12 protein-coding genes and 3 pseudogenes are annotated in these 10885 nt (G+C 67.9%); 7 read left to right on the top strand and 8 right to left on the bottom strand.

All coding sequences use genetic code 11. From position 1 onward, the window contains the following. Both CSW58_RS05070 and CSW58_RS05075 read left to right on the top strand, forming a co-directional pair. A pseudogene (locus CSW58_RS05070) lies at positions 1–422 on the top strand (hydroxymethylglutaryl-CoA lyase); the annotation flags it as partial. Beyond that, entirely contained in the window at positions 419–781 is a 363-nt protein-coding gene (locus CSW58_RS05075; RefSeq protein ID WP_099446558.1) for a hypothetical protein, read from the top strand. The pseudogene CSW58_RS05070 and the gene CSW58_RS05075, both read left to right, overlap by 4 nt. Here CSW58_RS05075 and CSW58_RS05080 read toward each other — a convergent pair. The 5 genes and pseudogenes from CSW58_RS05080 to CSW58_RS05100 form a co-directional block, all read right to left on the bottom strand. Next, complete coding sequence (locus CSW58_RS05080; RefSeq protein ID WP_099446559.1) at positions 778–1704, bottom strand: glycosyltransferase family 2 protein; 927 nt, start codon at positions 1702–1704, stop codon at positions 778–780. The genes CSW58_RS05075 and CSW58_RS05080 overlap by 4 nt on opposite strands. A 5-nt stretch (positions 1705–1709) precedes the next feature. Next, positions 1710–3683 carry a threonine--tRNA ligase gene (thrS, locus tag CSW58_RS05085; RefSeq protein ID WP_099446560.1) on the bottom strand — a complete coding sequence of 658 codons (1974 nt, stop codon included), beginning with the start codon at positions 3681–3683 and terminating at the stop codon, positions 1710–1712. After that, positions 3680–3930, bottom strand: a pseudogene (gene yidD, locus CSW58_RS05090) (membrane protein insertion efficiency factor YidD). Before yidD ends, thrS begins: the two are co-directional and overlap by 4 nt. 55 nt (positions 3931–3985) lie before the next feature. Further along, positions 3986–4447: an iron-sulfur cluster assembly scaffold protein gene (locus CSW58_RS05095; RefSeq protein WP_099446561.1), complete on the bottom strand. Its 462-nt coding sequence runs from the start codon at positions 4445–4447 to the stop codon at positions 3986–3988. After that, positions 4444–4914 carry an SRPBCC domain-containing protein gene (locus CSW58_RS05100; RefSeq protein ID WP_099446562.1) on the bottom strand — a complete coding sequence of 157 codons (471 nt, stop codon included), beginning with the start codon at positions 4912–4914 and terminating at the stop codon, positions 4444–4446. Before CSW58_RS05100 ends, CSW58_RS05095 begins: the two co-directional genes overlap by 4 nt. Positions 4915–5052: 138 nt before the next feature. Here CSW58_RS05100 and CSW58_RS05105 point away from each other — a divergent pair, with 138 nt between their 5' ends. Beyond that, positions 5053–5349 (top strand): BrnT family toxin, encoded by a 297-nt coding sequence (locus CSW58_RS05105; protein ID WP_099446563.1) that lies wholly within the window; start codon positions 5053–5055, stop codon positions 5347–5349. A gap of 43 nt (positions 5350–5392) precedes the next feature. Then, positions 5393–5677, top strand: coding sequence for a DNA-binding transcriptional regulator (locus tag CSW58_RS05110; protein WP_099446568.1), 285 nt, complete (start codon positions 5393–5395; stop codon positions 5675–5677). Between the two features lie 126 nt (positions 5678–5803). Here CSW58_RS05110 and cysS read toward each other — a convergent pair whose 3' ends face one another. After that, positions 5804–7240 (bottom strand): cysteine--tRNA ligase, encoded by a 1437-nt coding sequence (cysS, locus tag CSW58_RS05115; RefSeq protein ID WP_099446564.1) that lies wholly within the window; start codon positions 7238–7240, stop codon positions 5804–5806. Positions 7241–7439: 199 nt separating this feature from the next. Between cysS and folE the strand changes: the two genes are divergently transcribed. Then, positions 7440–8084: a GTP cyclohydrolase I FolE gene (gene folE / locus CSW58_RS05120; protein ID WP_099446565.1), complete on the top strand. Its 645-nt coding sequence runs from the start codon at positions 7440–7442 to the stop codon at positions 8082–8084. 121 nt (positions 8085–8205) lie between these two features. Here folE and CSW58_RS05125 read toward each other — a convergent pair. Then, positions 8206–9089, bottom strand: a pseudogene (locus CSW58_RS05125) (DUF817 domain-containing protein). 59 nt (positions 9090–9148) lie between these two features. On the opposite strand from CSW58_RS05125, the gene hisI reads away from it, so the two are divergent. After that, the gene (hisI, locus tag CSW58_RS05130) at positions 9149–9547 is read left to right on the top strand and encodes a phosphoribosyl-AMP cyclohydrolase (RefSeq protein ID WP_099446566.1); all 399 of its coding nucleotides are present in this window, start codon (positions 9149–9151) and stop codon (positions 9545–9547) included. Here the strand turns inward: hisI and CSW58_RS05135 are convergent. Then, the gene (locus tag CSW58_RS05135; RefSeq protein ID WP_099446567.1) at positions 9505–10563 is read right to left on the bottom strand and encodes an acyltransferase; all 1059 of its coding nucleotides are present in this window, start codon (positions 10561–10563) and stop codon (positions 9505–9507) included. The genes hisI and CSW58_RS05135 overlap by 43 nt on opposite strands. Before the next feature lie 60 nt (positions 10564–10623). Between CSW58_RS05135 and CSW58_RS05140 the strand changes: the two genes are divergently transcribed. After that, on the top strand, positions 10624–10885 hold a 262-nt coding region (locus CSW58_RS05140), incomplete at its 3' end, for a LysE family translocator (protein WP_161494566.1).

The raw sequence follows: 10885 nt of genomic DNA on the forward strand, positions 1-10885 counted from the left end.
CCCTGGTGCGCGAGGCCGCGGCGCTGGGCGTCCCCGAGATCGCCATCGCCGACACCATCGGCGTCGCTGATCCCTGGACCGTCCGAACCCGCATCGAGGCGGTGCGCGCCGCCGCTCCGAACGCCCGCCTGCGCGCGCATTTCCACGACACCCGCAACACCGGTCTGGCCAACGCCTTTGCGAGCGTCGAGGCCGGTATCGATGTGCTGGACGCTTCGGTCGGCGGCCTGGGCGGCTGTCCGTTCGCGCCCGCCGCCACCGGCAATATCGGCACCGAGGACCTGGTGTTCATGCTCGAGCGGGCCGGCTTCGAGACCGGTTACGATCTGGCGGGCCTGATCGAGGTCGGCCGCACGATCAGCGCCCGCCTGGGCAAGGCCCCGGCCTCGTCCCTGGCTCGGGCCGGAGCTTTCCCCGCATGAGGCGCGTCGCTCCAGCGGTCCTGGCCTTTGGCCTGCTGGCGGCCTGCGCCTCGGCGGCCCCGCCCGCCGACGCCTGCGACGTGGAACTGCGGTTCGGCAGCTATGGCGCTGGAGTCGACGGCGCGCTGGCCGACCGCGTCGGCGCGGCCGTGAAGGACGACCCCGACCTAGCCGGGGTGGAGCGCACGCCCTGGGGTCGCGAGGGTGAGTTTAATCTCTGCCTGGCGGCCAAGCCCGGTCGGGACGTGAGGGCGATCTATCAGCGGTACCGCACGATGTTGCCGACGACGCCGGCGCGAGGCCCGACCACGATCGTGGGCCCGGGCGGTCTGACCGAGCAGACGCCGGGGCCGCGCTAGATCGGCCGGCCGGTCAACTTCCAGAGCAGCGGACGGCAGACCGACATCAGCAGGATGGCCGGAGCCAGCACCACCGCGATGGCGTAGCGCTGCAGGGTGTCGGCGCGCTTGATGAAATAGCGGCTCAGGCCGACGCCCTTGTGGAACTCGACCTTCAGCGGATGCTCCAGGCTGGTATGGCCCAGATGGACGACCTCGGCCTTGGGTTGGAAGATCACCTGGCCGCCGGCCTGGCGGGCCCGCCAGCACAGGTCGATGTCCTCGACGTGCAGGAAATAGCCCTCGTCGAAGCCGCCCAGCACGTCGAAATCCTGCCGGCGCAGGGCGAAGCAGGCGCCGGAGATGGTCGGCATGGCCACCGGCGCGCGCGGCAGGGGCTCGTGCTCGCGGTGGATTTCCCAACGCGCCAGGCGGGCGAAGCGCCGGGTCAGGTGACCGAAGCTGAGCAGGGTCGTGACGGGGGTCACCTCGCCGCGCCGGCCGCCGCGCTGTTCGCTGCCGTCCAGATTCATCACCCGGGCCCCGACCACGGTGGGCACGATCTGGCCGCGGAACGCGCTGACCAGGGCCGAGATACAGCCCGGCTGCAGGTTGGCGTCGGGATTGAGGAAGATGATGAACTCGCCCCGCGAGACCGCGGCGCCCTTGTTGGCGCCGCGCGCGAAGCCGACATTGCCATGGCCCTGCATCAGCATCACCCGCGGCTCGGTCAGGCCCAGGGCGCGCAGCATCTCGGCGTCCGACGGAGCCGATCCGTTGTCGACGATGACGAACTCATCGACCAGCGGCTCGCTGAGCACATAGCGGATGCTGTCGGTCAGGGCCCGTCCGGTCCGATAGACCACCATGACAACCGACACCTTCGGCTTCGCCAAGGGCGTGCCGACGATGAAGGCTGTCGAGGACGGGAGAAGGCTATTCATCTGACTTAGGCCAACTCCATCGCGAGGCGCTCGGCTCCGGCTCGAGCGAGGTCGGGCGGGGTCGCCTCATTCATCAGCGCACGAACCGCCTCGTCAAGGGAGAGGATGGTCTGACCATCGCTACCCAGTCGGCGAAGCGCCACCTGGCCCGTTTCCGCTTCCTTGCGACCCACCACCGCGATCACGGGAACCTTGCCAAGACTATGTTCCCGGATTTTGTAGTTGATCTTCTCGTTACGGACATCGAGTTCCGCGCGGATGCCCACGGCCGTCAAGCGGTCGACCACCCCGCGGGCGAAGTCGTCTGCGTCTGACGTAATGGTGGCCACCACGACCTGGGTCGGCGCCAGCCAAAGCGGCAGATGACCCGCGAAGTGCTCCAACAAGATCCCGATGAACCGCTCAAACGAACCCAGAATGGCGCGGTGGAGCATGACCGGGCGCTGCTTGGAGCCGTCTTCGGCGACGTATTCGGCGTCGAGTCGTTCCGGCAGCACGAAATCCAGTTGCAGCGTACCGCACTGCCAGACCCGGCCGATGGCGTCCTTCAGCGAGAACTCCAGCTTGGGGCCATAGAAGGCGCCCTCGCCCGGCTGGTCCACCAGGGTCTCGCCCGCCGCCGTGGCCGCCGTGGCCAGGGCCCGTTCGGCCTTGTCCCAGACCTCGTCCGAACCCGCGCGAAGCTCGGGCCGGGTCGAGAACTTCACATCGTGGAGGTTCATGCCCAGGTCGTTATAGACACTGCGCAACAGCTCGATGAAGCGGGCGCTTTCCTCGGTCACCTGCTCTTCGCGGCAGAAGATGTGGGCGTCGTCCTGGGTAAAGGCCCGCACCCGCATGATGCCGTGCATGGCGCCCGAGGGCTCATACCGATGGCAGGCCCCGAACTCCGCCATGCGCAGCGGCAGTTCGCGATAGGACTTCTGGCCGATATTGAAGATCTGGATATGGCCCGGGCAGTTCATCGGCTTGACGGCCAGGATCTCGCCCTCGGCGCTTTCGCACATGAACATGGCGTGGCCGAACTTCTCGGCGTGACCCGACTTTTCCCACAGGCTCTTGTCGAGGATCTGGGGCGTCTTGACCTCTTTGTAGCCCGCGGCGTCAAGGCGGCGGCGCATATAGTCCTCGAGCACCCGGTAGAGCGTCCAGCCCTTGGGATGCCAGAAGATCATGCCCTTGCCCTCTTCCTGGATGTGGAAGAGGTCCATGGTGCGGCCCAGCTTGCGGTGGTCGCGCTTCTCGGCCTCCTCGACACGCAGCAGATAGGCGGCCAGGTCGGCGTCCGAGGCCCAGCTGGTGCCGTAGATGCGCTGCAGCTGGGCGTTGTTCTGATCGCCGCGCCAATAGGCGCCGGCCAGCTTGGTCAGCTTGAAGGCCTTGCCCACGGCCTTGGTCGAGGGCAGGTGCGGGCCGCGGCAAAGGTCCTTCCAGGCCGGACCCTGGTGATAGACCGTGATCGTGTCGCTGGCCGGCAGATCACGGATGATCTGGGCCTTGTAGCTTTCGCCCTTGGCCTCGAAGTCGGCGATGGCGGCTTCGCGGTCGACTTCCTCGCGGCGGATCTTCTCGTCGCGATCGACGATCTGGCGCATGCGCTCCTCGATCCGGGGCAGGTCGTCGAGGCTGAACGGCTCATCGCGGGCGAAGTCGTAATAGAAGCCGTCCTCGACATTGGGGCCGATCGTCACCTGGGTGCCGGGGAACAGCTCCTGGACGGCCTGGGCCAGCACGTGGGCCGTGTCGTGGCGGATGACCTCCAGGACGTCCGGCGACTCGCGCGTGACGATCTCGATGCGGCGCTCGCCGCTCAGCAGGTCGGGCGTCAGGGGGCGGTCGAGATCGAGCAGGACGCCGTCCAGCTTGATCAGCAGGGCCTTCTTCTCGAGCGACTTGGAGATCGAGGCGGCGACCTCGCGGCCGGTCACGGCCGGCGGGAACTGGCGGGCCGAGCCGTCGGGGAAAATCAGATCGATCATTCGTCACATGTCCACTTGCGCGGCTCGGGCGCGGGCGGGGGGTCATACCCCCAGCCGCCCAACGGATTGCAGCGGCAAATCCGTCCCAGAGCCAGCCAGCCCCCTTCAGGGGGCCATGATCCTTGAGCGCCTGGGCCGCGTACTCCGAACAGGTCGGCAGATAGCGGCATTGGCGCCCGATGAGAGGCGACAACGTCAACTTGTAGGCGCGCAGGCCCAGGTCGACGGTGCGGTTATAGAGTGTCATGCCGGCGCTTTCGCGAGCCAAGTCGAGGCCTTATCGCACTAGCGAAAAGGTGGGATCAAGCCGCGCCGGCGTTGCTAGTTCGGGTTTGAGCCGCCTCTGTGGCCTGGCGGACAGCCTCGACCGCGGCCTCGAACGCCAAAAGCGTCGAGGCGTGACGGGCAGGATAGTCCTTGACCGGCTCCAGCACGGCGAGCTCCGCAAATCGGCCCGCGGGTGGCGGACCGTTGGTTTTCAGCATAGCGCGCAAGGCGTCGCGCGCCAACTCGATCTCGGCCAGGGTCGCGCCGACGACATGGGCGCCCAGCACCGCCGCCGACGCCTGGCCGAGCGCGCAGGCGGCGACATCCTGGGCGAAGTCGACGACATGGCCGTCCTCGACCCGGACATCGACCACGATGCGGCTGCCGCAAAGCTTGGCGGTCTTTTCGGCGCTGCCATCCGGGGCGGCCAGCCGCCCGGCTCGGGGGATATTGGCCACCAGGGTCAGGATCCTGGCGCTGTAGAGGTCGTCGATCATGCCTGGCCGGCGGCGTTGGTCTGACGCTGGGCCCAGAGCGCCTCGGCGTGATCACGCAGCGCCTCGCCCATGCGGGTATAGGCGGCCCGCAGCTTGCGGCGGTCCTCGCGGCTGACCCAGCGCACCAGCAGGCCCATGAACAGCTCGCCGTTCGAGAAGGTCGAGTTGGCCGGGCCCATGGTCTCGATTTCTATGTAGCGGATCGCGGTCACGAAGCCGCCCAGCCGGCTGGTGCGCCAGTGCAGTTGCTCATAGGGCACCCAGTCCTGCACGACAGTCTGCAGCACGCGCACCGGCTCGCCCGGGAGGGCCTGGTGCACGGTCAGGGCCGTGCCGATCTTCAGCTGCCCCTCGGCCAGGGGATGGATCGGATTCCAGTCCGCCCAGGTCGAAAAGTCCGAGACCAGCTCCCAGACCAGCTCGGCGGGCGCGCGGACGCCAATGCGATGTTCAACGGCTCTCTGCATGGACGTGCTTCTAGCATTGGGAGCGCTTCGGTTTAAACCCGTTGATATCCATGTCGACGCTCGTGCTCCACCGGAGCGAAGCCGGTGGTCATGCGGAATTTCCGTAGACCCGCCTACGGAAATTCCGTATAAGCCGTCATGGACCTCGGCTACGTGTTCGAGTGGGACGACGCCAAGGCGCTGAGCAATCTCGCCAAGCACGGCGTCCCGTTTCCCTATGCCGCCCGCGTCTTCCTGGATTCCGGGATCGTTGATCTCGATGCGTCCCGGCCCGGAGATGGGGAGCTTCGCCGAAAGGCCGTGGGGAACATCGAGGGGCGCTTGTTCACCGTGGTCTACACACTGCGCGACGGCTGCATTCGGATGATTTCGGCGCGGCGCTGCAACCTGACTGAGGAACGACGCTATGGTCCGCTTCACCCTCGACCCGAATAGTCCACCGGCGCTGAGCGCCGCTGAAAAAATCCGCCTGGATGCCATGGACGACGCCGCGCTAAGCGCCGCTGCCGCCTCCGACGCCGACAATCCGCCCCTGAGCGACGGCGAACTCGACCGCCTGACGGCGGCCCGACATGTGCGCCAAGTGCGGGCCCATACAGGGCTCAGCCAAGCTGTGTTCGCCCAGACCTTTCGTATCAATGTGGCGCGTCTGCGCGACCTGGAACAGGGCCGCACCCAGCCCGACAGCGCCGTGCTGGCCTATCTGGCCGTCATCGACAAGGAACCGGACGCGGTGCGCCGGGCCCTTGAAAACGCCGGCTGAACCCGACCTGGCACGGCTGCGCCGGGCGAGGGTCCACCGCCGGTGACCAAACCGCGCAGGCCCCCTCAGCCGCTCCGCCGCCTTAAGGGCTGCGGGGGACAAGGGGGCGACCGAACGCGGCTAAGCCTAGTCCTTCAACCGCCAGGTGGCCCCGCTCGGCCCGTCCATCACCACCACGCCCAGAGCGTCGATCTCGGCGCGGATGGCGTCGGCGGCGGTCCAGTCCTTGGCGGTCCGGGCCGCGATCCGCCGGGCCAGCAGGTCTTCGACCTTGGCCTTCAGGTCATCGGAGGCGTCGCCTTCGAACCAGGCGTCCGGATCGGCCTGCAGGAAGCCCAGCATGCCGCCGGCCGCCACCAGCGTGTCGCGATGCACGCCGATCAGGGACCGCTTGTCGGACTCGTGGTCTGCCATCAGCACGCCGCGCAGCTCGTCGCTCAGGGCGAACAGGCCGGAAATCGCGCCGGGCGTGTTGAGGTCGTCAAAGATCGGCGCATTGAAGCGATCCAGCTTCGGCCGGGCCTGGGGGTCGTTCCAGACGTCGGACACGGCGGCGACGCCGCCGAGCGCCGCCTTGGCGTCCTGCAGGGTCTTGTAGAGGCGGTCCAGGGCCTTGCGGCTCTGCTCGATCAGTTCCGGCGTCCAGTCCAGCGGCTGGCGATAATGGCCCGACAGCAGCGCCCAGCGGATCACCTCGCCGGGGACCTGCTTGAGCAGTTCATGCGGCACGACCACATTGCCCAGGCTCTTGCTCATCTTCTCGCCGGCCATGTCGAGAAAGCCGTTGTGCAGCCAGTAGTTGGCCAGGACCGGCAGGTCGTGGGCGCAGCGGCTCTGGGCCAGCTCGTTCTCGTGGTGCGGGAAGGCCAGGTCGATGCCGCCGCCATGGATGTCGATGGTCTTGCCCAGGGCCTTGTCGATCATGGCCGAGCATTCGATGTGCCAGCCGGGCCGACCGGGGCCGAACGGGCTGTCCCAGACGGGCTCGTTTTCCTTGGACGGCTTCCACAGCACGAAGTCGGCGGGGTGGCGCTTGTAGGGCGCGACCTCGACCCGGGCCCCGGCGATCATGTCGTCCATGTTGCGGCCCGACAGCTGGCCGTAGTCCGGAAAGGCCTGGGTGTCGAACAGCACGTGGCCCTCGGCGGCATAGGCCGCGCCCTTGTCGACCAGGGCCTGGATCATCTCGATGATCGGACCCATGTGCTCGGTGGCCTTGGGCTCCAGGGTGGGGCGCAGGGTCAGAAGGCCGTCGCCCGCCTCGTGATACGAGGCCAGGTAGCGGTCGGTGATGACCTTGATCGCCACGCCCTCGGCCGTGGCCTTGGCGTTGATCTTGTCGTCCACGTCGGTGACATTGCGCGCATAGACCACCGCGTCCTCGCCATAGACATGGCGCAGCAGGCGAAACAGCACGTCGAACACCACCACAGGCCGGAAGTTGCCGATGTGGGCATGGTTGTAGACCGTCGGACCACAGACATACATCGTCACCCGGCTCGGATCGGCGGGGACGAAGTCGCGTTTTGCGCGCGCCATGGTGTCGTAGAGCTTCACGGTCATGAGAAAGGGGTCTGCCTGACGTAACGGAGGGCTGTTGCAGGGATGCGCGAGGCTCCCATATACCTATCAGGATCGGTCGCGGCCACGTCTTAAGCCGCATCTTTTGATAGGCTCGACCGTAGCTTGACGGGTGGCACGCGTAATTCCAGGCCGACAGGCGGCCCGGCGCAACTCAGCCCGTGGAAAGACTCTTCCGAAAATGGACGCCCTGACCCGCTCATCGACCCAGGTCGAACGCTGCAGTTGCGCGGACGACGACCTGCTTGAGACCCAAGGCCGACCCAGCCGCGCCGAGGCGATGGCCGCCGTGCGCACCCTGCTGGCCTGGGCCGGAGACAATCCCGACCGCGAAGGCCTGCTCGACACCCCCAAGCGCGTCGTGGACGCCTATGGCGAGTGGTTCTCCGGCTATCAGGGCGATCCGGCCAAGGAACTTAGCCGGACCTTCGAGGACGTGCAGGGCTATGACGACATGGTCATGCTGCGCGGCATCGACGTGCAGAGCCATTGCGAGCACCACATGGCGCCGTTCCTGGGCAAGGCCTGGGTGGCCTATATGCCGACCGGCAAGGTGGTCGGCCTGTCCAAGCTGGCCCGCCTGGTCGAGATCTTCGCCAAGCGTCTCCAGACCCAGGAGACCATGACCATGCAGGTGGCCGACGCCATCGAGGATCACCTGTCGGCCGCCGGGGTCGCGGTGCTGATCGACGCCGAGCATCAGTGCATGAGCACCCGCGGCGTCCGTCACCACGACGTCTCGACCATCACCACCCAGTTCCGCGGCGTGTTCAAGACCGACAAGGTCCTGCAGCAGCGGTTCATGGACCTGGTGACCCGGAAATAGGGTCCAAATCCTCCCCCTAGCAGGGGAGGTGTCGGCGAAGCCGACGGAGGGGGAGTGTCGGCCGCGTCCTTGCGACGTCCCCTCCGGCCTTCGGCCGCCTCCCCCTTCAGGAGGACGATCATCAAGCCGCGGTCTTGATCCCCTCGCGGATCCTCGCGACGCTGGCGTCGACGGGCCGGTGCACCAGCGAGACCAGGACGAAGCTGATCAGCATCAGCAGGTACCAGGCTCCCATCTTGCTGAACGGCGCCATCGACCAGCCGTCGCGCTGGCTGGGATAGATCCACGCCCCGGCGAACGTGCCCAGGTTCTCGGCGAACCAGATGAACAGCGCCACCAGGACGGCCCCCAGCAACATCGGCATGCGGCGCGGCTTGAGATCGGGCGTGAACACGAACCATGTGCGGCCAAACAGCATCGCCGAAGCCACGAACAGGCCCAGGCGGATGTCCGGCCCATAATGGTGGGTGAAGAAGTTCAGATAGATCAGCCCGGCCAGGATCCAGGTCGTCCAGTAGGGCGGATAGCGCACGAAGGTGATGTCGAACAGCCGCCAGATCCGGGCGATATAGCTGCCGACGCAGGCGTACATGAAGCCGGTGAACAGCGGCACGCCGCCGATCCGCAAGAGGCTGGGCTCGGGATAGAGCCACGAGCCGTGGGCGGTCTTGAACACCTCCATCACCGTGCCGACCAGGTGGAAGATCAGGATCACCGCCGCTTCGTCCCAGCGCTCCAGCTTCAGGGCCAGCAGGGCGACCTGGATGCTCAGCGACGCCAAGACCAGAAAATCATAGCGCGCCAGCGGCGCGTCCTTGGGCCAGAACAGGGCGCTGCCGACCAGCAGGGCCAGCATCAGGCCGCCGAACAGGCAGGCCCAGGCTTGCTTGAGGCCAAACAGCAGGAATTCGTAGGCCCAGGCCCGCCCCGCGAGCCCTGGGCCCAGGGCCTGGCCCTGGCGTCGAGCCGGGCCGCCACCGCCTTGGCGCGCGCGTTCAGATTCATCGAGTCCTCCCGGGCGAGCAGGCTAGCCCCCGCGCGGCGCTCGGGCCATATGTCGAGCCATGACCCAGCCATTGTTTCCCACCGCCGAAGACAAGCACGCCCTCGAGCGCGGCGATGTCCTGGCCCCGCGCTTCGACGCCAACGGCCTTGTCGCCGCTGTCGCGCAACACGCCGATACGGGCGAGATCCTGATGCTGGCCTGGATGAACGCCGAGGCCCTGAAACGGACGGTCGAGACCGGCCACGCCCACTATTTCAGCCGCTCGCGAAACGCGTTGTGGAAGAAGGGCGAGACCAGCGGCCAGCTGCAGCTCGTCACCGAGCTGCGCGTCGACTGCGACCAGGACGCGGTGCTGCTCAAGGTGCGTCCGCAGGGCGACGGCGGCGCCTGCCATGTCGGCTTCCGCTCGTGCTTCTATCGCGTGCTGGACGAGGGCAAGCTGGTCGAGCGCGGCTGAGCGCCGACCCCGCGCAGACGGCGGGCGGCCCAGGGCTCAAACCCGCGATGGGCGGCGATCGCCGCGAGCAGGGCGATAAGCAGCGCGGCCGCGCCGATCACGATCTTCGGAACGCCGGGCAAGGCGCCCCGCCCCACGATCTCCGTCGCCGCCCACAGCAGCGGAATGTGCAGGGCGTAGAGGGCGTAGGAGATCGCCGCCAGGCCGTCCAGCAACGGCCGTAAGCCTCCGACCTCCGCCCGCGCCGCCGAGCCGACCAGAAGCGGCAGGGCGACCAGGACGGCGACGAGGTCAAACGCCGCCCGGCCGGCCGCGGGGATCGGCGCGGTCAGGATCGCCACGAGAAGGGCCAGATGGACCCAGATCGGCGGGGCCGGGATCTTCAGTCGTCCCCGCTCGAGCAGCCGCGCCAGAAGCACTCCGGCGAAGAAGCCGAAGACCACCCGGGGCGCGCCGCCCCACCAGTCGCCCGCCAGGGGGCCCAGCGAACCGGTGCCAAACCGCAGGGCCAGGATCGTATGCAGGACGCCGCCCACGACCGTCAGCAGGATCAGTCGCCGCAAGGTCAGCCAGGGCGCGACAGCGGCATAGAGCAGGTTCACCGCCAGCTCCCAGAACAGCGACCATTGCGGGCCGTTGAGCGGGAAGATGTCGTTGGCGCCGGTGAACGGGACGAACAGCACCCCCAGCACGGCCAGGACGGCGACCGTCGCTGGGTCCCGGCCGGCGGCCAGCATCACGGCCGCGCCAAGGCCGAGGCCCAGCAACACCATCGGATAGAGGCGGATCAGCCGCCGCCGCATGAACTCGCGCCCGCCGCCCGCCGCCAGCGGCGCGTCATGGGCGCGGGCCAGGACCAGGCCGCTGATCACGAAAAACAGATCGACCGCCAAGTAGCCGTGACTCAGGACGGCGTTCGGCAGGACCAGGCCCCGCGTGTGAAACAGCAGCACCATCAGGGCCGCGACGCCCCGCAGGGCGTCCAGTCCGGGCATGCGGTCGCGACTTGCGGTCATGGCCGCATCGGACCATGCATTGATTGACAAACGCCTCCCGCCTCGCGAAAGGCCCGCCGCATGACCACCCTGCAAGCCCTGCTGGCCTTCGGTCTCGCCGCCGGGCTGCTGACCATCACGCCGGGTCTCGACACCGCCCTGGTGCTGCGGACCGCGGCGACAGAGGGTCCACGCCGGGCCCTGGCGGCCGCGGTCGGCATCGGCCTCGGTTGCCTGGTCTGGGGCGTGGCGGCCGCCGGCGGCGCCGGGGCGCTGCTGACGGCGTCGACCACCGCCTACACCGCCTTGAAATGGGCCGGCGCCGCCTATCTGGTCTGGGTCG

This window comes from Caulobacter sp. B11, assembly GCF_002737765.1.
GTDB lineage: Bacteria > Pseudomonadota > Alphaproteobacteria > Caulobacterales > Caulobacteraceae > Caulobacter.